The sequence below is a fragment of the Arthrobacter sp. zg-Y238 genome, from assembly GCF_024385525.1.
Lineage (GTDB): Bacteria > Actinomycetota > Actinomycetes > Actinomycetales > Micrococcaceae > Arthrobacter_B > Arthrobacter_B jinronghuae.
Window position 1 is genome coordinate 1 of the sequence record NZ_JANFLU010000004.1, and the last position, 24,676, is coordinate 24,676.

A 24,676-nucleotide genomic window follows, 5' to 3' on the forward strand; every position below is an offset into this window, starting at 1 on the left:
GGGTGCCCCGCCCGCGGGTCCCCGATTGGACCTCGCCAAACGTGTGGGAGGCGCCGCACCCACAAGGTGCGGCGCCTCTTCTGCTTTCCCGGAGTGGACTACTCCGTGTAAAGCCCCATTCCACGCAGCACATTGCGGCGGGCCGCATTGGAGATAAGGAACCGGCGGCCGGTGGTGACCTCCGGTTCAATGCGGACAAACGCGTTTCTCGTCCCCGACTGCCACGGAAAGAGCGCGAGTTGTTCGGAGTCCATGATCTCCGAGAAGTCGTCGAGCAGGGTGGCGCCGCCCTTGAGCACCACGCTCCAGGCGGAGGACAGCGTGTCATCGTAACCGTCAATTTCGAACGCAACCGGGTTGCCCGAGAGTGCGCCGGCCAGTTTGGTTCCCGCCGCGGTGCGGAAAACCACCGTGCCGTGGTCGACGGCAAAGTTAATGGGGAAAATTTCGGGATGTCCGTCGACAATCACGGCGAGCCGGCCGAACTTGGCCTGCCGGACGTATGTCCAGCACTGGCTGGAAGTCAGGTGGTCTGCGGGGTTCTCATCGCTGATCGGCATGGCGTCAGTCTAGGGCAGGTGCAGGCGGGCGGGTATGCAGGCAGAGAAGCCGTGGCTTATCTGTGCCGTGTGGAGAACAATGGAGCCATGAAAGCGATCCTGAACGTCATCTGGCTGCTGTTCGGCGGTATCTGGCTCGCGCTCGGTTATGCGGTGGCGGGTGTGGTCTGCTGCCTGCTGATTGTCACCATCCCGTTCGGCATCGCATCCTTCCGCATCGCCAACTATGCGCTCTGGCCGTTCGGCCGGACGGTTGTGGACCGGGGCGGGTTCACCGGTCCCCTCAGCCTGCTGGGAAACATCATCTGGCTGCTGCTGGCCGGCATCTGGATCGCCATTGGACACGTCCTCACGGCCATCCCGATGTTCGTGAGCATCGTCGGAATCCCGCTGGGCATCGCCAACCTGAAGATGCTGCCGATTTCGCTGATGCCGCTGGGCAAGGTCATCGTGCCTACGGACACCTGGCAGATCACGCCGTACGCCGGGAACGCGTACCGGCAATCCGGTTATCAGGGCCGGGTTGCACCCCAGCAGCAGTGGCCTTCCTGATCCGGTCCGTAGCCTGACTGGCTGACAGGGCTCCGGGGCCTGCTGCTTAGCCCTGGGCGCCCTCAAGGAAGGCCTTCATGAGCGGTCCTCCGGAGGTGGAGCCCCGCTCGCCCTGCTCCACGAACACGGCAACGGCCAGGTCGCCCTGGATGGCCAGCACCCATGCGTGGGTCTCCGGCGGCGTCTGGCTGCCGAACTCAGCGGTCCCGGTCTTGGCGAGCACGGGTTCGCCGGGCACCCCGAGCAGCATCTGCACTCCGCCCTCGGCGACGACGGCGCGCATCATCTCCCGCAGTGATGCTGCCTCCTCTGCCGTGAGGTTGCCCGGAACGGGAGCTGTCGATTCCGAGGGGGAGGCAGTGGGAGAAGCCGAAGCGGAGCCGGCTGCCGGGGCCGGCGGGGCGGATTCCCGGATCAGCGTGGGGGAGACCCGTTCGCCTTTGCCGATGGAGGCACCGGCAACCGCCATGGCCAGCGGGGACACGAGGACCTGCCCTTGTCCGATCAGCGAGGCGGCGTGTTCGGTGCCTTCAGCCTCCGCGGGCACGGACCCCAGGAACGCGTCGGTGCCGATGGACGCGTCCACACCGATGCCCAGGTCTCCGGCGGCAGCGGAGAGGCTCTGCTGGGAAACGGTGCCCTGGGCATTGAGGAAGGCAGTGTTGCAGGAGTTCGCGAATGCCGTGCGCAGCGGGATGCTGCCGGTGGCCTCGGCCGGGTAGCCGGGGACGTTGTTGAACTTGCGGCCGTCGACGTTGAGTTCCGACGGGCACTCCACGGTGCTGGCCGGTGTGGTGCCGTTGCGCAGCATCGCCAACGCGGTGGCTGTCTTGAACGTGGATCCCGGCGGGTACTGGCCCAGGAGGGCGGTTTGCTGGCCCTCGCTGCCGGGGCCGTTGGCCACGGTCAGGATCTCGCCGGTGGAGGGCTGGATAGCCACGATGGCCGACGCCGACGGTTCTTGTTCCAGGACTTCCTCGGCCAACTGCTGCAGCTTCGGGTCCAGGGTGGTCTGCAGGTCCGTGCCCGTTTGCGGATCGGAGCTATGGACGGTTTCCTTGGTTCCGGCCTCGTTGTCGACGGTAACCGTGACGCCGGGGCTGCCCTGCAGCTGCGAGTTGTACTGCCTCTGCAGGCCGGAGAGCCCCGTCTGGTCCCCGGCGGACACCCTGCCCTCAGACTCCTCGACCAATTCCGCAGTCGCCTCGCCCACGGTGCCCAGCAGGGCACGGCCGAAGCCACGGGTGGGTGCCAGGATCCGCTGGGCGGGAAGGGAAAGGGCACCGGGGATGGCTTCGACAGCCGCTGGGGTTGCGGGCCCCTCGGCCTCCTCACGTTGCACAATCGCCTCGACAAAGGCTTCGGGGCCTGAGGCCTGCACCTTTGCGGTGTAGGCGGCGGGATCCAGCCCCACCAGTTCAGCAAGGGCAGCCGACGAGGAGGCATACTGCTCCTCGGAGAGGTCGGGTTTGTTGATGCCGATACGAAGCACCGGCCGCGCATTCATCAGCGGTTCCCCGTTGCGGTCCAGGATGTCGGCACGGTCGCCGGGGGTGGTGGAGCGGACCAGCCGGTCGCCGTCGGCCAGGGAATCGAACACTACGGAGGGTGCCCACTCGACAAGCCACTGGTCGTCCTCTCCGCGGCGGAGCTGGGCGGAGCTCTCATAGGACCAGTCCGGCTGCGAATCGCTGTTGACGTCCCAGGCATAGGCCAGCCGTGCGGTGGCGGCGGAGTCGTCGTCCTCATCTTCGTCAACGCCGGCCACCGTGACCTCGGGACGGAGCGGGCCCATGTCGGCGAGCAACTGCTCCAGCTCCGCATTCACTTCCGCAGGGGTGCCCGCCGTAAAGGCAGATGCTGAAACGTCCATTTGGCTCAGGCCCTGGGCGAGGACGGCAGCGGCGTCGTCAGGCGACGGCTTGTCCCCTGAACAGGACACCAGCGTCAGGGCCAGTGCGGCAACGGCAAGGACAGAAACGGAAGTACGGTTTTTCGCCATCCGCACAGGCTACCCGGCGTGTGCCCCGGACAGGGGGAGCAAGCACCGGAAACCACTCGCCGGGTTGCCCTGGTCCGCGCCGGTCGGCCGACCCTGTGCAGGGCATTGTTTCCCTGCTACGGTTTGAAAAACGGCCGGGAAACGGCCGCTGAAGGTAACTCAGAACTGTAACCCTGAATACAACTCGCTTCCACCGGCATCCTGCGGACAGCCGGGTGGCCCTAATGGCCGCTGGAGGACCGGATCGGTTGCCGGTTGTTCTACGGCAGGAGTGGGCAAATGTCCGATCTGGACATAATTCTCGAGAAGACGGTGCGGTCCTACGGGCGGCGGCAGATCCAGGCTGGCCACGCACTGATGATCGTCATGGAGCGTGACATTCCGCATCCCATCGGAGAGGTGTGGTCGGCCCTCGCTGATCCGGAACAGCTGCGCCAATGGGTGGCGGATCCGGAAGGGGACCTGCGCCGCGGCGGCACCTACACCCTGCCGGACGGATCCCACGGGACGATCCTGCGTTGCGACGGACCCCGCCTTCTCACCGTGTCCTGGGCGCGGGAGGGGTCCTCCGTGGCGGAAGTGGAGTTCCACCTGACCGGAGAGGACGGGTTCACCCGCTTCGAGCTGCGGTACGCCTCCGTACGCAAGGGATTCGCGGTAACCGCCGCCCCCGGCGCAGGCCTCTGGACCGGCGGTGCGGGGTGGGAATATTTCCTCGATGTCCTGGAGGAGTATCTGGCCGGAACCATTCCTGACGAGCCCCAGGGAATCCGGTTTGAAATCGAGGCTGAGGGACCGCTCGCCCAGCTCTTCGAAGCCCGCAATGAACGGTGGCTGCGAACCGCCCATGACTTCGATCAGGAGCATATTCCCTAGGCTTCGCGCACAGCGGCGGAGGTGCGCACGGCTTTACTTCGAAAGTTGAGCCGATTAGACTCAACTTTGTTTAGCATTGCGGAAGCATTCTTCGCTGAGGTTTTGAGGAGCCACCGTGGACACGAAATTCACGAACAAGAGCCAAGAAGCACTTTCGGCTGCGGCCATGAACGCGAACACTGCCGGAAATCCACAGATTGAACCGGCGCATCTGCTGAAAGCGCTGATGGATCAGCGGCAAGGGGTCGCCGTCGCTCTCCTGAAGGCTGCCGGAATCAACGTGGATACCGTCAGTGCCGCTGCCAGCACTGCCATCCACCAGTTGCCGTCCTCCTCCGGCAGTTCGGTGGCGCAGCCCCAGTTTTCCAGGTCCTTGCTCCAAGTCATCAACGCAGCGCAGCAGGAAGCCGAGAAGCTGGGGGATGCCTTTGTCTCCACCGAACACCTCCTGCTTGGGTTGTCTCTCGATAACGGCCCTGCAGGAAAAGCGCTTCGGGATAACAACGCCGGGCACGACGCGCTCAGCGCCGTCCTTCCATCCGTACGAGGAGACCGCAAAGTGACCAATGCCGATCCGGAGAACACCTTCCAGGCTCTGGAAAAATTCAGTACCGACCTGACTGAAATGGCCCGCTCGGGCAAACTGGACCCCGTGATCGGCAGGGACGCCGAGATCCGGCGCGTCATCCAGGTGCTCAGCCGCCGCACCAAGAACAACCCCGTGCTTATCGGCGAGCCCGGCGTCGGCAAGACCGCCGTCGTCGAGGGACTTGCCCAGCGCATTGTCGCGGGGGATGTGCCGGAAAGCCTGAACGGCAAGACCCTGCTGTCCCTGGACCTCGGGTCCATGGTCGCCGGGGCCAAATACCGCGGTGAGTTCGAGGAGCGGTTCAAGGCAGTGCTGGAGGAAATCTCCAGCGCCGAAGGGCAGATCGTCACCTTCATCGATGAGCTGCACACCGTCGTAGGTGCGGGCGCAGCCGAGGGATCCATGGACGCCGGCAATATGCTCAAGCCGATGCTGGCGCGCGGGGAACTGCGGCTGATCGGCGCCACCACCTTGGACGAATACCGCGAAAACATCGAAAAGGACGCGGCATTGGAGCGCCGCTTCCAGCAGGTGTACGTCGGTGAACCCAGCGTCCCGGACACCATCGGCATCCTGCGCGGCCTGAAGGAGCGCTACGAGGCCCACCACAAGGTCGCCATCGCCGACTCGGCTCTTGTTGCCGCTGCAACGCTGTCCAACCGGTACATCACCGGACGCCAGCTTCCGGACAAGGCCATTGACCTGGTGGATGAGGCCGCATCCCGGCTGCGGATGGAGATCGATTCCGCCCCCGAGGAAATCGACGAGCTCCGGCGTGCAGTGGACCGGCTCACCATGGAAGAACTCGCACTGGCGAATGAAACGGACGAGGCCTCGATGGAGCGGCTGGCCGTTCTGCGCGAGGACATGGCCAATAAGAAGGAACAGCTGTCGGCACTCAACGCTCGGTGGGAGGCCGAGAAGGCGGGCCTTAACCGGGTCGGCGACCTCAAGGCGAAGATCGACGAGCTGCGCAGCGAGGCAGAAAAATTCCAGCGCGACGGCGACCTCACGGAAGCCTCCCGCATCCTGTACGGCGAAATACCCGCCCTGCAGAAGGAACTGGAGGCAGCTCAGCAGGCCGAGGAGAACAGCTTCGGCGAAGAAACCCGGGAACTGATGGTCTCCGAGGAAGTCACTGCGGACGACATTGCGGAAGTGGTCTCCGCCTGGACCGGCATCCCGTCCGGACGCATGCTGCAGGGTGAATCCCAGAAACTGCTGGACATGGAAGCAGCCATCGGCTCGCGCCTGATCGGGCAGAGCAAGGCCGTGGCCGCGGTCTCCGATGCCGTGCGCCGCTCACGGGCCGGCGTCAGCGACCCGGACCGGCCCACCGGATCCTTCCTGTTCCTTGGCCCCACCGGCGTCGGCAAGACCGAACTGGCGAAGGCTCTCGCGGACTTCCTCTTCGACGATGAGCGGGCCATGGTCCGCATCGATATGAGTGAGTACTCCGAGAAGCATGCGGTGTCCCGACTGGTGGGGGCACCTCCCGGATACGTGGGCTATGAAGAGGGCGGCCAGCTCACTGAAGCGGTACGCCGCCGCCCCTACTCGGTGATCCTGCTGGACGAAGTGGAGAAGGCACATCCGGATGTCTTCGACATCCTGCTGCAGGTGCTCGACGACGGCCGGCTGACGGACGGCCAGGGCCGGACGGTGGACTTCCGAAATGTCATCCTGATCCTGACGTCCAACCTCGGGTCCCAGTTCCTGGTCGATCCGGGCCTGACCGAGGAGCAGAAGCGCGAATCGGTGATGTCCATGGTCAACGCGAACTTCAAGCCGGAGTTCCTCAACCGACTCGACGACGTGATCCTGTTCGATCCGCTGAGCCTGGAGGACCTGACCCGGATCGTGGACATCCAGGTGCGTGCCCTGGCCAACCGGCTGCATGAGCGCCGTCTGGTGCTGGACGTGACCGATGCAGCGCGGGAATGGCTGGGCCTGACCGGCTACGATCCGGCCTACGGTGCACGGCCGCTCCGCCGCCTGGTGCAGCGGGAGATCGGCGATCAGCTGGCCCGCGGGATCCTGGCCGGAAAGATCAGCGACGGCGACACAGTGCGGGTGGACAGGCCATCAGACGGGCTGGACGGCGACGGGCTGGTGGCCGAGCCCGGGCTTACGGTGGCTGCGGTCGCCTAGACCACAGCAAAAGGCGCGCGGCGGTTGATGCCCGCCGCGCGCCTTTCTGCTGTTACCAGCGCTTACTCCTGCACCCGCTTACTCCTGCACGAGGGACTCGGTGAGTTCCTGGCCCTCAGGGGCGAAAACGATGCAGTCCACGCGGCGGTCACCAGAGGCCCAGGTCTGCTCCGTGGGGATGGACTTGGCCAGCTTCAAGCCCGGGAACTCCGAGGCGGCGTCGGCATACTGCACAGCCTCGCAGACATCGTTGACCCGCTCTTCCAAGGCGCCGGTGCCGGGGAAGGCAGCGTCCTCGGTGAAACTGTCGGTGGCGACCAACTGGGCGTTGTGCGGCGTTTCGCAGGTGACTACGGTGGCACTGGAATTGACGTCGTCCCAATCCTTCAGGCACGCGCCGTCTTCCAGCTCCAGCGGACTTACGTCCTCGGAGATGACGCCTTCCTCCTTGCCGTTAAAAACAAACACGAAAAGCAGGATGGCGACGACGGCGGCGAGTACAACGCCGCCGAGCACCAGAATCAGGCGGGTGTTCCGCTTGCTCTTGCCGCTGTCCTTTGCCCCGGTGGGGGCGGTGCCAACCGCCCTCGCTGCCCCTGTCGCGGGCTCCGTGGTGCCGGAGGATGCACCCGGCTGGTTGAATGCTGCTGTTGCCCCCGCTGCCTGGCTTTCGGCCAGCCGGCGTGACCGGCGGGTGTCGCCGGCCGGCACAGCTGCCGTAACGGGCTCCGGTTCGCCTGACGCAGCCACCGGCGCGGGTGTGCGCTCCTGGTGCGCGGCAGTCATCGGAGCCGCCGCGTTGATGCCGTGCAGGGGGTGAGGCTCTGCGTCCCCTTGGGACGGTTCGTGCTCCGCTTCGCCAGCCGGTTCACGTTCTTCCACTGGCTCCGGGGTGTCTGACCTTGATGCGGTTTCAGCCTCGGCACCATCGGCCTGGGACGCGTCCGCAACGGCTGCGCTGTCCGGCACCGCTTCGGCCTCGGTGCCATTGGCCTCGGCGCTATCCGCGCCGGGGCTATCGGCCTTGGGGTCGGCTGGGTCCTCTGCGCTGCCTGTCGCCGCTCCGTCCCCGCTGCCATCCGTCGCGGCGTCAGTTTCGGCGCTGCCTTCGGAGGCGGTGCCGGCAGCCGAATCGGGATCGGAGGCCGTTGCCTCGCCGTCCTCGGGCGTTGGGCCGGAAAGAGTAGTCGCCTCGCCGGTTTCGCCGGGCCGATTGGCGCCGGCGGCGTTAGCGTCCACCTGGACTTCCGTCCCGGCAGGAGCGGGTTCCAGTCCGGACAGGCGTCCCGCTTCGGCCGCGGTGGCCTCGGCTGCAGCGGTTTCCGAAGCAACCTGGTCGAGGGCTGCTGCTTCCACGGCGTCATCGCTCAGGGTCGGCTCGGCCAGGGAAGGTTCCTCCAGCTTGAGTTCCTCGGGTGCCACTACCACCGGTTCCGGGGGAAGCTCCAACGCAGCGGTACCGTCGCCGTCAGCTTCGGCGTCCGTAGTCGGTGCATCCACCACGGAGCCTACGCCGTCGGCCTCTTCGGCTGCGGCCGTTTCACCGCTCACGGCACCTTCGAAACTGCGTTCCCAGACGCCGGCGTCGTGCGTTCCATCTTCGGAGAGCCACGCGGGGGAGTCCGAATGCGCGCTCAGATCGGGGAAGGCGCCCGGCGTACTTTCCTTCTCCGGTGGCGGAAAACCCGCTCCCGGTGTACTTTTCTGATCGCTCATGGTGAACGTCTGTCCTCCCTGTAGGCGGTGGCATGATGCACCCCAAAACTGTCTCTACCCCCGACTTTAGCCAATATCGGAGGGCAGGCGCAGGGACCGGCGTGCCGGAGGCGCTGTGCTAATGCCCGGGGAACACCCCCTGCTGCGGCGGAGGGGGCACAAGCCAGCGGGAAAACATGTAACCTGTACTTACGACAAATTGACCAAATATTCCGGGGCCCTCGTTCATCTGCCCGAACGACTAACCTCCGGATCGACGCAAAAAGGGGGTCACGCCATGGGGCGCGGCCGTCAAAAGGCAAAAGCAACCAAGCAGGCACGGGAGATGAAGTACTTCACCCCTGCCACGGACTACTCGGCGCTGCAGCGTGAGCTCTCAGGACCGACGAGTCGTCCATCCAGTCGATATCCCGAGGAGCCGGCTGAACCCGACTACTCGGCGTACGAAGATAAGTACGCGGATCAATTTGGCGACGATGACGATGATGAGGGTAACCGCCGCGTAGGCTAGCGGTAATTTCCTCAACGACGTTGGCCAATTGCCTCCTTCAGCGGATCACCTCAGGGTGGGTCCGCTGAATGGCGTTAAGCCTGTATGTTCAGTTCACAGTTAAATGCCAAGGCCCCGCACCGGTGTATCCGGTCCGGGGCCTTGGCTTTGCCCGGCGGGACTGCTCAGGCGTAGGTGCCGACCAGGCGGACCGCGCCGCCGTCAACGCCCTTGGCGCCCTGGACGAAATCGGAATCGGCGCCGGACGGCGTTTCGATCCCGCCGACGGTGCCCATGACCCAGGCGGGGACGCCGCGGGCCGCGAGGCGCTCAAGCGCCGCGTCCGCGCTTTCCGCGTCGACGATCGCCACCATGCCGACGCCGAGGTTCAGCGTGCGTTCGAGGTCCGGCTGAGGGACGTTCCCCAGTTCGGCGATCAGCTTGAACACGGGTGGCAGTTCCCAGGTGGAGCGGTCCACCGTCGCCTGCAACCCCTTCGGCAGCACGCGGGCCAGGTTTGCTGCCAATCCACCGCCGGTCACGTGGCTGAAACCGTGCACTCCGGCCGCGTCGTAGCGGGCCAGGTCCAGACAGTCGGCGGCGTAGACGCGGGTAGGTTCGAGCAGTTCCTCGCCCAGGGTGCGCCCCAGCTCGGAAACCTGGCGCTCAAGCTGCCAGCCGGCATGGTTGATGACGCGTCGGACGAGGGAGTAGCCGTTGGAGTGGATACCCGAGGACGCCATACCGATGACTACGTCGCCGTGGCGCACGCGGTCGGGGCCGAGGAGCCGGTCCGCCTCCACAACGCCCGTGGCAGCGCCCGCGACGTCGTACTCGTGCTCACCCAGCAGGCCCGGGTGTTCGGCGGTTTCCCCGCCCACCAGTGCCGTACCGGCCACCTCGCAGGCCGCCGCAATGCCGCGGACTATGTCGGCGATGCGCTCCGGCACCACTTTGCCGCAGGCAATGTAGTCGGTCATGAACAGCGGCTCGGCTCCCACCACAACGATGTCGTCCACAACCATGCCCACGAGGTCGAAGCCGATGGTGTCGTGGATGTCCATGGCCTGCGCGATGGCAACCTTGGTACCGACGCCGTCCGTGGACGTTGCGAGCAGCGGCTTCCGGTATTGGAGCAGCCGGGAGGCGTCGTAAAGGCCGGCGAAACCTCCCACGCCGCCCAGCACCGACGGATTGTGGGTGGCCTTTACGGCCGCCTTCATCAGTTCAACGGCTTTGTCGCCGGCTTCAACGTCCACTCCTGCGGACGCGTAAGTGATGGGGGCGGCGTTCATACGGCTTCTTTCTTTTCGGCGTCGGTAAGCAGGTTCTCGTATTCGCTGTCCGGTCCCGGGTCACAGCCGTTGGAGCCGGCGTCCTCCGCGGGATTGGCGGGGTTGGCGGGTTCCAGCAGGTTCTTCCCCAGCCGGTCCGCGGCGGGCAGCTCGATCGGGTAGACACCGGTGAAGCAGGCCGTGCACAACCGTTCCCGCGGCTGCAGGGTTGCGTTGATCATGCCGTCTTCGGAAATGTAAGCCAGGCTGTCCGCGCCGATGGATGCGCGGATTTCCTCCACGGCAGCGCCGTTGGCGATCAGCTCGGCGCGCGAGGCGAAGTCGATGCCGTAGAAGCACGGCCACTTGACCGGGGGAGAGGAGATCTTCACGTGTACCTCAAGGGCACCGGCTTCGTGCAGCATCCGGACAATGGCACGCTGCGTATTGCCGCGCACGATCGAATCATCCACCACCACTACCCGCTTGCCGCGGATCACGGATTCGAGGGCGTTCAGCTTCAGCTTGATGCCGAGCTGGCGAAGGGTCTGGCTGGGCTGGATGAAGGTGCGTCCCACGTAGGAGTTCTTGACGAAGCCATGGGCGAAGGGAATGCCGGATTCCTCGGCGTATCCCACCGCGGCCGGGGTGCCGGATTCCGGGACCGGGATCACAATGTCCGCCTCAACCGCGTTCTCCCGTGCCAGCTGGCGGCCCATCTCAACGCGGGATTCGTATACGGACCGGCCGGCAATGGTGGCATCGGGGCGGGCGAGGTAAACGTACTCGAACACGCAGCCGGCCGGCGTCGGCTCACCGAAGGTACGGCTGCGGACCCCGGATTCGTCAATGGCGATGAACTCGCCCGGCTTGATCTCCCGGATGAAACTGGCTCCCACCGTCGCGAGGGCGGAGCCTTCAGAGGCCACCACCCAGCCGCGCTCCAGGCGCCCAAGCACCAGCGGCCGGACGCCGTAGGTGTCCCGCGCGGCATAGAGGGTGCCCTCATCCATAAACACAAAGGAGAACGCGCCGCGCAGTTTCGGCAGCAGTTCCATGGCCGTGTCCTCGAGTGACCGTCCGTCGCTGCCGTTGAGGAGGGCGGTGACCAATGCCGTGTCCGAGGTGTTGCCCTGGGCGATTTCACCGGCGCGGGGCCGGCCCTCGCGCTCGAGGATCAGTTCATACAGTTCGGCGGAGTTGGTCAGGTTGCCGTTGTGCGCCAGGGCCACGGTGCCGCTCGCCGTGGCGCCGAGGGTGGGCTGGGCATTGGCCCAGTGGGAGGCTCCGGTGGTCGAATACCGGCAGTGCCCAACGGCTATGTGCCCCAAGAGGGTATTGAGCGTGGTTTCGTCGAAGACCTGGGAAACCAGTCCCATGTCCTTGTAAACGCTGATGCGGTTGCCGTCGCTGGTGGCGATGCCGGCGGACTCCTGTCCCCGGTGCTGCAGGGCGTAAAGACCGTAATAGGTTAGCTTCGCTACCTCTTCGCCGGGGGCCCAGACTCCGAAGACCCCGCAGGCATCCTGTGGGCCTTTTTCGCCGGGCATCAGATCATGGGAAAGCTGTCCGTCTCCACGTGCCATGTGTGAATTGTCTCATGGACAGCCGACGGTGCGGGCTGTGTGCGCCAGCGTTACGACGGCGGCTGTTCCCGGCTTTCCGGCTCGGCGGGATCCACGCTTTCAACCGTGGACCGGCGAGCCCTGCGGACACTGATCCAATCGAGGATGAGGGCGGTCAAGGCTCCCAGCAGCAGCCCCGGGAGGCCGAACATTATGGTGAAGAACCCGAGGGTGGCCTCACGGGTGAAGCTGGGGTTCTCGGCCCCGCCATAGGCGACAAAGAGGGCAGCAATAAACCCGGCAACCACGCCCAGTGCCAGGAAAGGGACGAAACGGGGAGCGCGGCGGACCGTAATCTCGCGGCGCTCAGGGCTGTGCTGCTCGGAAACCATGCTCCGATTCTACCGGGCGGGTACCCTCCTGCTGTGCCGATGGAGTTTAGGCGCGGACGGGACGGACCAGGCCCCGGGACGCTACGACCCGGTCCGGAACAGCGGCAGCACATCCGAAAGGTCGGCGCGCAGCCCCGAGGCCGCGACCTTCCCGGCGGCAACGGCGTCGGCCCAGGACTGCCGGCCGGTAACCAGCGCCAGCCAGGTGGCGCCGTCGGTCTCGATGACATTCGGGGGAGTGCCGCGGGTATGCCGGGGGCCGGCCACGCACTGGGTCACCCCGAACGGCGGAACCCGGACCTCGACGCTGTTGCCGGGGGCGCGTTCGGCGAGTTCTTCCAAGGCATAGCGCACTGCCATGGCAGTGGTGCCGCGGTCAGTTGCCCCGGCGGCTGCTGCCTGCAGTGCCGCCCGGCCGTCTTCGCCGGAGATCCGGCGCCGTGCCACGCTTCTAGCCCAGCAGCGCCGTGACCGGCGCGCCCAGCCGCAGGCTTCCCACGGGCTGTCCGCCGCCGAGCACCGGCTGCATGATCTTGTCCAGCACCTTCTCCACGGCCAGCGGGTCGACGGCGCCGCTCGCAGCCAGCAGCGTCAGGCCCACCAGGGATGCGGCGCGGGTATTGCCGTCGAGCATCTTCAGTGCCACGGAAGCGCCGGTGTCGGTGCCCAGCACCAGGACACCCTCGGCACCGTTCTTGGCGATGATCCCGAGGTCCTCCATCACAACCGAGTTCTCGCGGCCGTGTCCGTGCACCGCCCAGGGGTAGTCGAGCATCGCGGTGGCTACCGTTGCCGCACGGGCGTTGCCGTGCTTGCCGGACGGCGCCTTGGCCAGCCGGCCGATGCCGCGGGCCAGCCCGGTCAGCGAGACAGCGGCCAGCGGTGCACCGCAGCCGTCCACCGCCCAGTGCTGCACGGTTTCACCGGTGAACTCCTCGATCACCTCGGCGATGCGGCGCTGCAGCGGATGCTGCGGGTCCAGGTAGGTTGCGTGGTCCCAGTTGTTCTCGGTGCAGGCCCAGAGGAAGGCGGCGTGCTTGCCGGAGCAGTTGAACGCGATCCGCTGCGGCCCCTTGCCTTCGCGGATGAGTTCATTGCGGGCCTCAGCGTCCTGCGGCCAGTCCTCGGGGCACTGCAGGTGCCCCTCGGTGACGCCGGCGGCAGCCAGCATGCCGCGGACGACGTCGGTGTGTTCCCGGGAGCCGACGTGGCTGGCGGCGGCAAGGGCCACCTGCGGTCCACGCAGGGGCACTCCGGACTGCATGGCTGCGACGGCCTGGAACGGCTTGAGCGTGGAGCGGGGGAAGATCGGCGTAGTGATGTCACCGAGTTCCGTGACCACGGTGCCGTCGGCGGCCATCACGACGGCGGAACCGATGTGGCGGGACTCAATAAAACCGTTGCGCTCCAGCACGGCCAGTTCAACGGCGTCGGACGCGGTAAAAGTTGCGTTCATGTTCTTCAGTCTAAAGGGGAGCGGGAGGCGAACCGGCGATGACGGCCCCGGCACCGCCGTCGATCTCGCTGCCCCCCGCTGTTCCCCGGCGTGCGCTTTACCGCTGCAGCGTCCGCAGTTCCACTATCGATCCACCTTTGGCTACCTGCAAGGGGTGCGGGCCTACAGGTACCGGGCGGGTGGCAAATAGGTAGCCACGGGGTTTCGAACCGTCGCCGGCAGGCATCCCGGCGGCAATCCGCGCCGCGGCGTCATGTTGGGCAGGTGCTTTCGAGCGGTCCATCCCAGCAAGTACCCTGATCTACTGTGAAGGTTCTCGTAGTAGGCCCAGGCGGCCGCGAACATGCCCTTGTCCGAGCGCTCCTGGCCGATCCCTACGTCCGTGAGGTCCACGCGGCACCCGGGAACGCAGGCATTGCCCAGATGGTCCCGGTCCACCCGGTCGAGGCCACCGACCCCGCCGCTGTCACGGACCTGGCCCGGTCCCTCGGTTCCGACCTAGTGGTTATCGGCCCCGAGGCGCCGCTCGCGGCAGGTGTTGCCGACGCACTGCGGGAGGCAGGGATTGCCGTGTTCGGCCCGTCGCAGGCGGCCGCGCAGCTCGAAGCTTCCAAGGCCTTTGCCAAGCAGGTCATGGCGGCCGCCAACGTTCCCACCGCGATGGCGCGCATGGCCGGGACCGTGGAAGAAGCCGCCGACGCGCTTGACACCTTCGGCGCCCCGTACGTGGTCAAGGACGACGGGCTGGCCGCGGGCAAGGGCGTGGTGGTGACCTCGGACCGGAACGAAGCACTGGAGCACGCCCGAGCCTGCTTCGAGGCAGGCGGAACCGTGGTGATTGAGGAGTTCCTGGACGGCCCCGAGGTCTCCCTCTTCGTGCTCTCCGACGGACGGCACGTGGTGCCGCTGGCTCCCGCCCAGGACTTCAAACGGATTTTCAACGACGACGCCGGCCCCAACACCGGCGGCATGGGCGCCTACTCGCCTCTGGACTGGGCACCGGCCGGGCTGGTGCAGGACGTGGTCCGCCGGGTCGCGCAGCCGACCATTGACGAAATGGCTTCCCGCGGCACCCCTTTTGTGGGTGTGCTTTACTGCGGGCTTGCCCTGACGACGCGCGGGGTGCGGGTCATCGAATTCAACGCCCGCTTCGGTGATCCGGAGACGCAGGCAGTGCTGGCGCGGTTGAGGACCCCGCTCGGTGGTCTGCTGATGGCCGCGGCCAAGGGTGGCCTGGACGCCATGGAGCAGCTTAAATGGGACCCGCGCCCCGCCGTCGCCGTGGTGGTGGCAGCGGAAAACTATCCCGGCACGCCGAAGACCGGTGACCGGGTGCGGGGGCTGAAGAAAGCCGCGCAGCTGGAGGGTGTGCACGTGCTGCACGCCGGCACGAAGCTCAAGAAGGACAAGGTGCGCAGCGCCGGCGGGCGGGTACTTTCCGTGGTCGCGCTGGGTTCCACCTTGGACGAAGCGAGGGACCGCGCCTACGCCGGCGTCGACCTGATCCGGCTGGAAGGCTCCCAGCACCGCACCGATATTGCCTTGAAGGCTGCCCGCGGCGAAGTGCGGGTCCCGGAAGGCAGTTCGGGACAGTCCGGCAGCATGCCTGCGCAGGACGCGGCTGCGGCCCGCGAAGGGAACCCGGCATGAGTGACGGTACGGGCCGTGCGCCCAAGCTGCCGGGCTGGCGGCATGTGTATTCCGGCAAGGTCCGCGATCTGTACGTGCCCGAGGGAGCCGGGGACGACGCCGGCCGCGTGCTGGTGGTGGCCAGCGACCGGATCAGCGCGTACGACCACGTGCTGGCCAGCACCATTCCGGATAAGGGACGGATCCTCACGCAGCTCAGTCTGTGGTGGTTCGACCAGTTGGCGGAAATTCCGAACCACGTGATTTCCGCACAGGAAGGCATTCCGGAGGCCGTGGCCGGCCGGGCGATGATCTGCAAGAAGCTTGAGATGTACCCGGTGGAGTGCATTGCCCGCGGCTACCTGACCGGCTCCGGGCTGGCCGAGTACCAGGCCTCCCGAACAGTGTGCGGGCTGCCGCTGCCTGCCGGGCTGGTGGACGGTTCGCGGATTGAACCGGCCGTTTTCACCCCCTCGGCCAAGGCCGAGCAGGGCGAACATGACGAGAACATCACCTTTGAAGCGGTGGTGGACACGGTGGGCGCCGGCACGGCCGACGAGCTGCGTTCGCTGACGCTGCAGATCTACACCCGTGCCGAAGCCGTCGCACGGGAACGCGGGATCATCCTTGCCGATACCAAAGTGGAGTTCGGGAAGGATCCGCTGACCGGGGCGGTCACCTTGGGGGACGAGGTGCTGACCCCGGATTCGTCCCGTTTCTGGGATGCGGCACTGTATTCGCCCGGTCAGGCCCAGCCGTCCTTCGATAAGCAGTATGTGCGGGACTGGCTTACCTCACCGGCCTCGGGCTGGGACCGGCACTCCGATACGCCGCCCCCTGCCCTCCCGGACGACGTCGTCGAACGAACCCGGGCCCGGTATGTGGAGGCCTATGAACGGCTGACCGGGGAGGGATTCGTGTAAGTTTCCCCGAGGCGCGGGGCGCTTAACGCAAAAGGGCCGGTCAGATTTCTCTGACCGGCCCTTGCTGGTCGGGGTGACAGGATTTGAACCTGCGACCTCGTCGTCCCGAACGACGCGCGCTACCAAGCTGCGCCACACCCCGTAACCACTGCTTCGCTGAAGTGTTTGACGACCTCGCGAAGCAACTTTACAAGGATACTAGACAAATCCCGATTCCGCGAAACGGGCGTTTTGAACGTCTCCGGCGGCACCTGCGAAAGGCAGGTCCGGACCCCGATCCGAGCTAGGCGTCCCGCGCCGTCAGGGTCAGCAGGACTGCCTCGGGACGGCAGGCAAAGCGCACCGGCGCGTAGCGCGAGGTGCCGATGCCGGCGGAGACGTTCAGTGGCACCCGGCGTCCCGCATGTGCCCAGGAGGTCAGGCCGCGGGCCTGCCAGGTCGGCAGGTCGCAGTTGCTGACCAGGGCGCCGTAGCCGGGAATGCAGACCTGTCCGCCGTGGGTGTGCCCCGCAAGGATGATCTCGGCGCCTCCACCGGTGAATTCGTTTAGTACGCGCTGGTAGGGAGCGTGGGCGACGCCGATTTTCACTTCGGGCGCTGTGTTGGTTCCCGTGGAAGCGGGTACGCCGGACGGTGCAAAGCCCTGATATTTGTCCCGCCCCAGATGCGGGTCATCCACGCCGGAGAAGTTCAGGCGTAGGCCGGGCAGGTCCATCACGCTGTTGGTGTTGGTGAGGTTCTGCCAGCCGGCGTCCTGGAAAGATCCGAAGAGGGTTCCCCAAGGCAGCTTCTCCGGCTCGCGCCGATGCTTGGAGGGGCCCGTGAAGTACGTAAACGGGTTCTTCAGTACCGGGGCGTAGTAATCATTGGAGCCCGGGACAAATACGCCCGGGAAACGCATTACGGGTTTCAGCGCCTCAAGCACGGCTGGTACTGCCTGGGGGTGGCTGAGATTGTCACCGGTGTTGACTACCAGGTCCGGTTCCAGGTCAGCCAGGCCCTGCAGCCAGCGGACTTTCCGTTCCTGGCCGGGAACAAAATGGATGTCCGAAAGGTGCAGGACCCGCAGGGGAGTGCTTCCGGCCGGAAGGACCCGGACGGTTTCTTCACGGACACCGAAGAGGTTCCGTTCTATCAGGGAGCCGTAGGCGAAGGCCGCAGCACCGGTGCCGGCCAAGCCGCCGGCCAGCCATGCCGCCTTGCGTCCCACGGATGACAGGGTTGAATCAGCCACTATCCGTTACCGCCGCCGTTGCCGGGACCGCCGCCTTCACCGCCGCCGCCGTTGCCGGGACCGCCGCCTTCACCGCCGCCGCCGTTGCCGGGACCGCCGCCTTCACCGCCGCCACCGTTGCCGGGACCGCCGCCTTCACCGCCGCCACCGTTGCCGGGACCGCCGCCTTCACCGCCGCCGCCGTTGCCGGGACCCTGATCTGCAGCCGGGGACGCCGGCGGGGAGGCAGGGGGTGTGGCGCGCGGGGCAGGAGCCGTGTTGCCGACCATGCTGGCCGGGGGAGCGGTAAACGCATTGGCTTCGTACTGTCCGGCAATCCGCTGGATGTAGTTCTTCCACGAGGGGCCGGCGATCAGGGAGCCGTCGATCTCCGGGTAGGTCCGTCCGCCGATCAACTTGTCCGACATGGTGGTGTTATTGGCTTTCCAGTTGCCGATCCACGAGGCGGTGACCATTCCGGTGCTGTAACCCATGAACCAGGTCTGCGAGCGGGTGTCGTTGGTGCCGGTCTTGCCTGCGGTGGGAACACCGACCTGCAGGTTCACACCGGAACCGTTGGTCATAACCCGCTGGGTGGCCATGTTGACGCCTTGGGCAACCTCTTTACGCATCACCTGTTCGCAGGACTGCTCCGGAACCTGATATTCGGTGCCGTCGGCGCCGGTGACGGATTCAAGGGCAATGGGGTCACACTGCAGGCCTTCGGCGGCCAGAGTTGCAAAACCGGTGGCCATGGACAGCGGAGAGGCGTCGCCGCCGCCGCCGAAGGTTGACGGCGGGTTGACGGAGAGCATGTCCTCTTTGCCTTCCGAGCTCTTGCCGTCGTGGATTCCTGCAGCGAAGGCTATTTGCTGGAAGGAGCACAGATCGAGCTGGTTGATCTCGGCGAGGGTGATGGTGTTGTAGGACTGGGCCAGGCCGTCCAGGACGGTGGTGGTTTTGTAGTTCGTATCCCCGTAGTTGATGGGCGTCCACGGTTCCAGTGCCACATAGCGGCCGCCGGGCAGGCACGAGGCGTTCCAGGAGTGTCCGGCGGGGTAGGTGCGCTTGGAACCGTTCAGTGTGGTGTTCAGGGTCTTGCCCGCATCCAGCCAGGCAGCAACCGTAAACGGTTTGTAGGTGGATCCGGGCTGGAATCCGCCGAGGCCGTTAAGGGGTTTGGTCGGATCACCGCCCTGGTTAACGTCCACGTTGAAGTTCTGGACGGAGTTGCCGTCCGCGAGTTCGGGTGTGTACCGGGTGTTCTGGGCCATCGTCAGGATCTTGCCGGTGCCGGGTTCAACGCTGACCATTGCGTGGCCGATCTCAGCATCGGTGGTGTCCGGATTGGCCGTTTCGTTGACGGCTGTCTGCGCGGCGTTCTGGAACGTCGGGTTCAGCGTGGTCTTGATGGTCAGGCCGCCGCGCTTGAGCAGCTTGTCCCTGTCGTCCTCCGTGGCACCGAAGTTCTCGTCATTGAGCACAAGGCGCGTTACGTAGTCACAGAAGTAGGGGGCCTGTGAGGCCCCAACGCAGTTGCTGGACACCGGCGTGATCTGCAGGTCCAAACCGGTGGCAACAGAAGCGTCGAAGTCTTCCTGGCTGATGCGGCCCTTATCCAACATGGCCTGAAGCACCAGGTTCCGGCGTTCGAGGGAGCGCTCGGGGTTCAGCTCCGGGCTGTAGAACGTGGGACCGTTTACGACGCCGGCCAGCAGCGCCGACTGCGCAATGTTCAGGTCCTTGGCGTCCACGTTGAAGAAGTAGCGCGCCGCAGCCTGGACGCCGTACGTGGTGCCGCTGAAGGGAACGATATTGAAGTAGCCCTCAAGGATTTCGTCCTTGCTCAGCTCTTTCTCCACCGCAATTGCAAGCTTCATTTCGCGAAGCTTGTCGCCCACCGATTTACCGCCGCTGAAAACAACTTCCTTGTTGTTCTGCATGTTGGTGTCAATGATGACGTTGTTTACGTATTGCTGGGTGATGGTGGAAGCACCGCGGGTGCTGTCACTGGTGGCGTTGGACACCAGGGCGCCCATGATGCCCTGCAGGTCCACCCCGCCGTGTTCGTAGAACCGGTCATCCTCGATGGCCAGCATGGCGTCCACCATGTTGGGTGACACCTGGTCGAGGGTCACGGGCTGGCGGTTCTCCTCGTACACGGTGGCGATCAGGGAGCCGTCGTTTGCATAGATCTTTGACGGCGTGGCCAGTGCCCCGCGCTCCAGTTCCGACGGAAGCTGGTCAAAGAACTGGATGGATCCGGATGCGGCTGTGCCTGCTGCTGCGGCTACCGGAACCAGGAGACCGGCAGCCAGGACTCCGCAAAGAGCACTGATGCCGAAGAACGCGACGAGCTTCCCGAGAGTGGTCGCCGTGTCAAAGAACGGTGATTTGCGTGCTGCCATGCGAGACAGTCTACAAGCACGTTACGCTTTCCCTTATGACCAAATGGGAATACTTCATTACGCCTCTTCCACTGCACACACCCGGGCAAGTCCTGAATATGCACGGGGAAGAAGGTTGGGAACTGGTACAGATCGCTTCGGCGCCGAATGGAACCGGTTCCGTCGCCTACATGAAACGCGAAAAAAACCAGTGACTGGCGCTGCCGGTGCAGTCTCGGCTGTTGAGACCAGGCTCCGGGAACTGGGCCTGAGCCTTCCCGCCGTCGCATCTCCGGTGGCTGTCTACGTTCCGGCCGTGATCACCGGCAACCTCGTCCACACGTCCGGCCAGTTGCCGTTTGTGGACGGGGTCCTGCCGGCCACGGGCAAGGTGGGTGCGGAAGTGGGCGCAGAGGATGCGGCGTCCTACGCGGCCGTCTGTGCCGTCAATGCCCTGGCCGCCGTGAAGGCTCAGATCGGTGACCTTGACCGCGTGGTACGGGTGGTCAAAGTGGTGGGCTATGTCGCTTCCGACCCTTCCTTCACCGGCCAGCCGGCCGTCATTAACGGTGCTTCCGAGCTGCTGGGAAATGTCTTCGGCTCCGCGGGAAGCCATGCGCGTTCCGCCGTCGGCGTCGCAGTCCTGCCTCTGGATGCGCCGGTTGAAATAGAAATGATCGTTGAATTTGCCTAACACCCCAGTCCGGCTGTTCCCGGTGGCGCCCTCGGAACGGGTGGCGGCCCAGACCTGGTTCGAGCGCCCCGACCGCACGCCCCGCAAACCGCGGCTGGCGTCCTCAGTAGTGCTGCTGCGGGACTCTCCGCGCGGCACCCAGACGTACCTTTCCTACCGGCGGGGCGAATCGCCCCTGGGTAAGGTCGCCTTCCCGGGCGGCAGCATCGAGGAGAACGACGACGCGCAGGTCACCTGGTACGGTCCGGCACCGGCGCTGTGGGCGAAGTCCATGGGGGCCGACGACGCCCGGCTGGCCCGCCGCCACGTCGTGGCCGCGATCCGCGAGTTGTTCGAAGAAACCGGCATCCTGCTGGCCGGCCCGGACGAGTCCACGCTGCTGGAAAGCAACCGCGGCCCGGAATGGATGGCTGCACGGACGGCGATTGCCACCCAGGAGGCATCCTTCCTGGAGTTGCTTGGAAAGCGCGGCCTCGGTCTGCGCACGGACCTTTTGCGCCCGCTGTCCAACTGGCACAGTGCCGACTTTGCGCTCCGGCGCTTCGATACCCGTTATTTTGCTGCGGTCCAGCCGGTAGGCCAGGACGCCACCCTGCTGGAGGGTAAAGGTGTCTGGGCAGACTGGAAACCGGCGGCGGAAGTCATCGCCGCGCGGGAGAGCACCGCGCTGGGCGACGAAATCGGCCAGCCGGACACCTCCGGACTGACCCTGGGCGAACTGGTGGTTCCCGCCGTCGAAATCACCCTGGAAAAGGTGGCGTCCGCCCGTGGCTGTATCGCTTACCTTTCGAGCCGCCGGCCCGCCGCTGTTTATCAGCCGGAACTGGTGGAAGTTGACGGAAAGCCCTGCGTAGCCGTTCGTGCAGGCGGCGGTGCCGAAGGATCCTCTCAGCACGGGCGCTAACCGCCGCGGGACCGTCGGTGCACAAATGTGCACGGGTTTGAACCAACAACGGCGGGGGGGGGGGGCGCGGGCGGCGGCCCCCGGGGTGGTGGTTGTGGGTGGTGTTGGGGGGGGGGGGCGGTCAACATGTGTCCGGGGTTCCCAACACCCCCGGGCGGCCCGGGCCCCCGGCCCCGCCCCCGCCGTTGTTGGTGTTTCGTGCCTTTAGCGGGAGCGCTGGCGCAGCCGCTGCACGTCAAGAATGACAACCGCGCGGGCTTCCAGGCGCAGCCAACCGCGCTGGACAAACTCGGCGAGGGCCTTGTTCACGGTTTCGCGGGAGGCGCCCACCAGCTGGGCCAGTTCCTCCTGCGTGAGCTCGTGCGCAACGAGGATGCCGTCCGTCGCCGGACGGCCGAAGCGGTCCGCCAGGTCCAACAGCGCCTTTGCCACGCGGCCCGGAACGTCGGAGAACACGAGGTCCGCCAGGGACTCGTTCGTGCGGCGAAGCCTGCGGGCCAGCGCCTGCAGCAGCTGAACGGAAACCTCGGGGCGGGTTTCAATCAGGGCGCGCAGGTTCTCGTGGCGGAGGCCCGCAAGACGGGTTTCGGAAACGGCGGTTGCCGTGGCGTTCCGGGGCGACGGATCAAAAAGGGCCATCTCGCCGAACAGTTCGCCCGGGCCGAGGATCGCCAGCAGGTTTTCACGGCCGTCCGGGGCGGAGCGGCCAAGCTTGATCTTGCCGGAGACGATGAAATAGAGCTGGTCGCCCTGATCGCCTTCGCGGAAGACGGAGGCGCCGCGTGAGAGGTCGACCTCAGTGAGCTCTTCGGTCAGGGCGGCGAAGACGTCGTCTCCCAGAGAGGCGAACAACGGCGCGCGGCGCAGTACCTCGATATCCATGAAATCTCCTGTAAATAGTGGTCTCTCCTTATTATCTTGCCGCACGTCACCCCCTAGTGATACCTAAAGCACGTTTGTTCACTGATAGCTCCGAAAAAGAGGGCAGGACCACAGGCGCGGGGTCAATCCTGATAACGGGTTCCGGAGGTTGTCCCTATAAACTCGCACTGCAGCGGCCTTCCACCGCCCGGCTACCCCGATTGACACGCTTGGAGCTCTTTGTGCTCGGACTGACACTTCTGGACATCATCCTGCTCCTTGTCCTGATCTTCTACTTGGCTGCAGGTCTGCGCAACGGACTGGTGGTCACCCTCGGCGGGATCGTCGGATTCGTTGCCGGCGCCGTCGGCGCGTTCTTTGCCATTCCGCTGGTTGCCGAATGGGTTCCGGATAACGGCTGGCGGCTGACGGTGGTCATTGCCACGGCCGTCGTCCTGGTGCTCGTGGGCCACGCGGCCGGAGCCGCGCTTGGCGGAATGATCCGCAGGTGGCTGAATTTCCCGCCGCTGAGGTTCCTGGACCGCGTACTCGGCGGCGCCGCCAACCTTGCAGTGGCTGCGCTGGTCATGGCGATGCTTGCCTTCAGCGTGACGACGCTGGGCGTCCCGTTCCTGTCCCAGCAGATTGCCGCCTCGAAGGTACTCACCGCCATTGACGATGCCACCCCCGAGCAGGTGAAGACCTGGAGTGCGCAGATCCGTTCCTTCACTGTTTCCGAGGGGCTGCCGACCATCCTCGACAGCGCCGCGCCCCAAACGGCTGTCCCGCCGAGCGCCGAGGTGGACTCCGAAGAGCTGCGGACCGCGTCGGCGTCGGTCCTCAAAATCACGGGCACGGCATATCAGTGCGGACAGAACCAGACAGGTTCAGGCGTTGTGGTGGCGGATGACCGCGTGGTCACCAACGCCCACGTGGTTGCCGGCGTGAACGAACCGGTGGTGGAAGTTCCCGATGGCAGCGTACTGCCCGGACGGGTGGTCCACTTCGATCCGGCCCGCGACCTGGCCGTCCTCGCGGTGGACGGCCTCGACGCCGATCCCGTCCCCATGGGTGAGGCGCTGGCTGCCGGCACCACCGCGGCCTTTGCCGGTTATCCGGCGGGCGGCCCGTTCCGGCTGCAGGCAGCAAGTGTCGAGGGCCTGTCCAACGTGTCCGTCCGGGATATCTACGGAACCTCCCCCGAAGTGCTGGAGGTCTACACCCTGGCCGCGAACGTGCAGCAGGGCAATTCCGGCGGGCCGCTGCTGGACATGGATGGCCGCCTCGCCGGCATCATTTTCGCCAAGACCACCAGCGACCAGCCCATCGGCTACGCCCTCTCGCTGGCCGAAGTCGGCCCCGTGGTTGACGCCGCGTCGGATTACGACAGCCCGGTTTCAGCCGGTCAGTGCACGAGCAAATAAAGCTGCCCCGCTCAATACACGGCCAGCAGTTAACCCGTTAGAGCCAGTGCAGGGACTGCCCGTGCGCTCCGGTGCGGGCCACGGCCCTGCCGTTGTGGTGCAGGACGAACAGTCCCGGTTCTGTACCGGGCTCAGGCTCCACCGGCCCCGGAAGAGCACCGCTGCCCTCGTTGGAAATCCAATGCACCGGGCGTCCGGGGATATCCACGTAGCTGGACACCTTCTCCCGGAAGATTTCCCGGTCCGCCTTCGGAATGTAGGCCAGGACGGCGGTGTGGAACACAACGACGGCGGCCTCGGCCGGGGCTGCTTCAATTAATCCGGCGATTTCGGCGTTGAGGTCCCCCTTGACGATCCGGGCTGGGGACTGGCCGGCGGTTTCGGCCGCTGCCTTCAGGAGTGTTCGGCGGTCTTCCATGCCGGGCCAGATCAAGGCATCCAACCAGGCCAGGTCTTCGGGGTCGGCAGGGTCCAGCGGCGACAGGTCCACGCCGGTTCGGTGGATGATCTCGGGACAGGCCCGCGGCAGCGGCGGATTGCCGGTGGTTGTGCAGTCCAGGACCAGGTCCGGGCGGCCCGGATCGTTGAGGAGGTCGCCGTCGTCGTACCGGTAACCGTAGCGGTCCGGATACAGGCACAGCCCGGCGGAAGCGCCGACTTCGATCAGGGCCAGCGGGCGCCCCTCCGTCCGCGCGATTTCGGCGAACAGGGGAAGGAGGACGGCGCAGCGGCGGGGTTCGTTGGTCTGCGTGCTCCGGCGCAGGATGACCGACCGGATGTCTTCCCAATGCTCCTGAAGGAAGGAGCGGAACTGCGCGTAGGGTTCGGCGGCGGCGCCACGGCTCCGGGCGGCCGCCAGCACGAGGTTGGGTTGGCGCTTGGCCTCCGGAAGGCTGTCAATCAGCTCCAGCACCTCAGGGTCCGCACTGATAGCCGCGGTCCACTGCTCGTAGACAGGGGAGGATCCCCGGGCCTCGAATTCGGCGAACCGGGCATACCGCTGCGCAGTGGCGGCCAT

Annotated in this window: 22 protein-coding genes and 1 tRNA gene; 10 read left to right on the plus strand and 13 right to left on the minus strand. The window is 65.9% G+C overall.

Annotated features, from left to right (window positions below; translation table 11 throughout):
* Window positions 1-98: 98 nt before the first annotated feature.
* Window positions 99-560 (minus strand): pyridoxamine 5'-phosphate oxidase family protein, encoded by a 462-nt coding sequence (locus NNX38_RS03675; protein WP_255796805.1) that lies wholly within the window; start codon window positions 558-560, stop codon window positions 99-101.
* An 87-nt stretch (window positions 561-647) separates the two neighbouring features.
* On the opposite strand from NNX38_RS03675, the gene NNX38_RS03680 reads away from it, so the two are divergent.
* Window positions 648-1,112, plus strand: coding sequence for a YccF domain-containing protein (locus NNX38_RS03680; protein ID WP_255796806.1), 465 nt, complete (start codon window positions 648-650; stop codon window positions 1,110-1,112).
* A gap of 46 nt (window positions 1,113-1,158) precedes the next feature.
* On the opposite strand, the gene NNX38_RS03685 is transcribed toward NNX38_RS03680, so the two are convergent.
* Window positions 1,159-3,114 carry a penicillin-binding transpeptidase domain-containing protein gene (locus NNX38_RS03685; protein ID WP_255796807.1) on the minus strand — a complete coding sequence of 652 codons (1,956 nt, stop codon included), beginning with the start codon at window positions 3,112-3,114 and terminating at the stop codon, window positions 1,159-1,161.
* 279 nt (window positions 3,115-3,393) lie between these two features.
* Between NNX38_RS03685 and NNX38_RS03690 the strand changes: the two genes are divergently transcribed.
* Window positions 3,394-3,990: an SRPBCC domain-containing protein gene (locus tag NNX38_RS03690; RefSeq protein ID WP_255796808.1), complete on the plus strand. Its 597-nt coding sequence runs from the start codon at window positions 3,394-3,396 to the stop codon at window positions 3,988-3,990.
* Between the two features lie 115 nt (window positions 3,991-4,105).
* Window positions 4,106-6,730, plus strand: coding sequence for an ATP-dependent chaperone ClpB (gene clpB / locus NNX38_RS03695; RefSeq protein ID WP_255796809.1), 2,625 nt, complete (start codon window positions 4,106-4,108; stop codon window positions 6,728-6,730).
* 78 nt (window positions 6,731-6,808) lie between these two features.
* Here the strand turns inward: clpB and NNX38_RS03700 are convergent, their stop codons facing one another.
* Window positions 6,809-8,446: a septum formation family protein gene (locus NNX38_RS03700; RefSeq protein ID WP_255796810.1), complete on the minus strand. Its 1,638-nt coding sequence runs from the start codon at window positions 8,444-8,446 to the stop codon at window positions 6,809-6,811.
* 277 nt (window positions 8,447-8,723) lie between these two features.
* Between NNX38_RS03700 and NNX38_RS03705 the strand changes: the two genes are divergently transcribed.
* Window positions 8,724-8,957 (plus strand): DUF3073 domain-containing protein, encoded by a 234-nt coding sequence (locus tag NNX38_RS03705; protein WP_146361664.1) that lies wholly within the window; start codon window positions 8,724-8,726, stop codon window positions 8,955-8,957.
* A 164-nt stretch (window positions 8,958-9,121) separates the two neighbouring features.
* Here NNX38_RS03705 and purM read toward each other — a convergent pair whose 3' ends face one another.
* The 5 genes from purM to NNX38_RS03730 all read right to left on the minus strand — a co-directional run bounded on the left by purM (window position 9,122) and on the right by NNX38_RS03730 (window position 13,623).
* On the minus strand, window positions 9,122-10,231 hold the full coding sequence (purM, locus tag NNX38_RS03710; protein WP_255796811.1) for a phosphoribosylformylglycinamidine cyclo-ligase: 1,110 nt from the start codon (window positions 10,229-10,231) through the stop codon (window positions 9,122-9,124).
* Window positions 10,228-11,796: an amidophosphoribosyltransferase gene (purF, locus tag NNX38_RS03715; protein WP_255796812.1), complete on the minus strand. Its 1,569-nt coding sequence runs from the start codon at window positions 11,794-11,796 to the stop codon at window positions 10,228-10,230. The genes purM and purF overlap by 4 nt, the downstream gene beginning before the upstream one ends.
* A 50-nt stretch (window positions 11,797-11,846) precedes the next feature.
* A complete protein-coding gene (locus NNX38_RS03720; protein ID WP_255796813.1) occupies window positions 11,847-12,167 on the minus strand; it encodes a hypothetical protein in 321 nt (106 codons plus the stop codon).
* 81 nt (window positions 12,168-12,248) lie between these two features.
* Window positions 12,249-12,614 carry a sterol carrier family protein gene (locus tag NNX38_RS03725; RefSeq protein WP_227919182.1) on the minus strand — a complete coding sequence of 122 codons (366 nt, stop codon included), beginning with the start codon at window positions 12,612-12,614 and terminating at the stop codon, window positions 12,249-12,251.
* Window positions 12,615-12,618: 4 nt separating this feature from the next.
* On the minus strand, window positions 12,619-13,623 hold the full coding sequence (locus NNX38_RS03730; protein WP_255796814.1) for an asparaginase: 1,005 nt from the start codon (window positions 13,621-13,623) through the stop codon (window positions 12,619-12,621).
* Between the two features lie 306 nt (window positions 13,624-13,929).
* On the opposite strand from NNX38_RS03730, the gene purD reads away from it, so the two are divergent.
* Together purD and NNX38_RS03740 are read left to right on the plus strand one after the other, a co-directional pair.
* Window positions 13,930-15,273, plus strand: a complete 1,344-nt coding sequence (gene purD, locus NNX38_RS03735) for a phosphoribosylamine--glycine ligase (protein ID WP_255796815.1) — start codon at window positions 13,930-13,932, stop codon at window positions 15,271-15,273.
* Window positions 15,270-16,175: a phosphoribosylaminoimidazolesuccinocarboxamide synthase gene (locus tag NNX38_RS03740; RefSeq protein WP_255796816.1), complete on the plus strand. Its 906-nt coding sequence runs from the start codon at window positions 15,270-15,272 to the stop codon at window positions 16,173-16,175. The genes purD and NNX38_RS03740 overlap by 4 nt, the downstream gene beginning before the upstream one ends.
* 65 nt (window positions 16,176-16,240) lie before the next feature.
* Here NNX38_RS03740 and NNX38_RS03745 read toward each other — a convergent pair.
* The 3 genes from NNX38_RS03745 to NNX38_RS03755 form a co-directional block, all read right to left on the minus strand.
* Window positions 16,241-16,317 (minus strand) — tRNA-Pro (locus NNX38_RS03745).
* Between the two features lie 141 nt (window positions 16,318-16,458).
* A complete protein-coding gene (locus NNX38_RS03750; RefSeq protein ID WP_370646368.1) occupies window positions 16,459-17,412 on the minus strand; it encodes a metallophosphoesterase in 954 nt (317 codons plus the stop codon).
* Entirely contained in the window at window positions 17,409-19,796 is a 2,388-nt protein-coding gene (locus NNX38_RS03755) for a transglycosylase domain-containing protein (RefSeq protein ID WP_255796817.1), read from the minus strand. The genes NNX38_RS03750 and NNX38_RS03755 overlap by 4 nt, the downstream gene beginning before the upstream one ends.
* On the opposite strand from NNX38_RS03755, the gene NNX38_RS03760 reads away from it, so the two are divergent.
* From NNX38_RS03760 to NNX38_RS03770, 3 genes are read left to right on the plus strand one after another with little or no spacing between them, the layout of a single operon-like run.
* Window positions 19,787-19,990 carry a DUF4177 domain-containing protein gene (locus NNX38_RS03760; RefSeq protein ID WP_370646360.1) on the plus strand — a complete coding sequence of 68 codons (204 nt, stop codon included), beginning with the start codon at window positions 19,787-19,789 and terminating at the stop codon, window positions 19,988-19,990. The genes NNX38_RS03755 and NNX38_RS03760 overlap by 10 nt on opposite strands.
* Window positions 19,987-20,469, plus strand: a complete 483-nt coding sequence (locus NNX38_RS03765; protein WP_255796819.1) for a RidA family protein — start codon at window positions 19,987-19,989, stop codon at window positions 20,467-20,469. The genes NNX38_RS03760 and NNX38_RS03765 overlap by 4 nt, the downstream gene beginning before the upstream one ends.
* Entirely contained in the window at window positions 20,462-21,373 is a 912-nt protein-coding gene (locus NNX38_RS03770) for an NUDIX hydrolase (protein WP_255796820.1), read from the plus strand. The genes NNX38_RS03765 and NNX38_RS03770 overlap by 8 nt, the downstream gene beginning before the upstream one ends.
* A 204-nt stretch (window positions 21,374-21,577) precedes the next feature.
* Here the strand turns inward: NNX38_RS03770 and NNX38_RS03775 are convergent, their stop codons facing one another.
* Complete coding sequence (locus NNX38_RS03775) at window positions 21,578-22,255, minus strand: Crp/Fnr family transcriptional regulator (protein WP_146360700.1); 678 nt, start codon at window positions 22,253-22,255, stop codon at window positions 21,578-21,580.
* 221 nt (window positions 22,256-22,476) lie between these two features.
* Here NNX38_RS03775 and NNX38_RS03780 point away from each other — a divergent pair, with 221 nt between their 5' ends.
* Window positions 22,477-23,658: a MarP family serine protease gene (locus NNX38_RS03780; RefSeq protein WP_255796821.1), complete on the plus strand. Its 1,182-nt coding sequence runs from the start codon at window positions 22,477-22,479 to the stop codon at window positions 23,656-23,658.
* Between the two features lie 37 nt (window positions 23,659-23,695).
* Here NNX38_RS03780 and NNX38_RS03785 read toward each other — a convergent pair whose 3' ends face one another.
* The gene (locus NNX38_RS03785) at window positions 23,696-24,676 is read right to left on the minus strand and encodes a DUF2332 domain-containing protein (RefSeq protein WP_255796822.1); all 981 of its coding nucleotides are present in this window, start codon (window positions 24,674-24,676) and stop codon (window positions 23,696-23,698) included.

What these genes read in the sequence shown, in the direction of transcription:
- NNX38_RS03675 (WP_255796805.1), bottom strand. Translation starts at nt 560, where the DNA reads ATGCCGATCAGCGATGAGAACCCCGCAGACCACCTGACTTCCAGCCAG.
- NNX38_RS03680 (WP_255796806.1), top strand. Translation starts at nt 648, where the DNA reads ATGAAAGCGATCCTGAACGTCATCTGGCTGCTGTTCGGCGGTATCTGG.
- NNX38_RS03685 (WP_255796807.1), bottom strand. Translation starts at nt 3,114, where the DNA reads ATGGCGAAAAACCGTACTTCCGTTTCTGTCCTTGCCGTTGCCGCACTG.
- NNX38_RS03690 (WP_255796808.1), top strand. Translation starts at nt 3,394, where the DNA reads ATGTCCGATCTGGACATAATTCTCGAGAAGACGGTGCGGTCCTACGGG.
- NNX38_RS03700 (WP_255796810.1), bottom strand. Translation starts at nt 8,446, where the DNA reads ATGAGCGATCAGAAAAGTACACCGGGAGCGGGTTTTCCGCCACCGGAG.
- NNX38_RS03705 (WP_146361664.1), top strand. Translation starts at nt 8,724, where the DNA reads ATGGGGCGCGGCCGTCAAAAGGCAAAAGCAACCAAGCAGGCACGGGAG.
- purM (WP_255796811.1), bottom strand. Translation starts at nt 10,231, where the DNA reads ATGAACGCCGCCCCCATCACTTACGCGTCCGCAGGAGTGGACGTTGAA.
- purF (WP_255796812.1), bottom strand. Translation starts at nt 11,796, where the DNA reads ATGGCACGTGGAGACGGACAGCTTTCCCATGATCTGATGCCCGGCGAA.
- NNX38_RS03720 (WP_255796813.1), bottom strand. Translation starts at nt 12,167, where the DNA reads ATGGTTTCCGAGCAGCACAGCCCTGAGCGCCGCGAGATTACGGTCCGC.
- NNX38_RS03730 (WP_255796814.1), bottom strand. Translation starts at nt 13,623, where the DNA reads ATGAACGCAACTTTTACCGCGTCCGACGCCGTTGAACTGGCCGTGCTG.
- NNX38_RS03740 (WP_255796816.1), top strand. Translation starts at nt 15,270, where the DNA reads ATGAGTGACGGTACGGGCCGTGCGCCCAAGCTGCCGGGCTGGCGGCAT.
- NNX38_RS03755 (WP_255796817.1), bottom strand. Translation starts at nt 19,796, where the DNA reads ATGGCAGCACGCAAATCACCGTTCTTTGACACGGCGACCACTCTCGGG.
- NNX38_RS03775 (WP_146360700.1), bottom strand. Translation starts at nt 22,255, where the DNA reads ATGGATATCGAGGTACTGCGCCGCGCGCCGTTGTTCGCCTCTCTGGGA.
- NNX38_RS03785 (WP_255796822.1), bottom strand. Translation starts at nt 24,676, where the DNA reads ATGGCCGCCACTGCGCAGCGGTATGCCCGGTTCGCCGAATTCGAGGCC.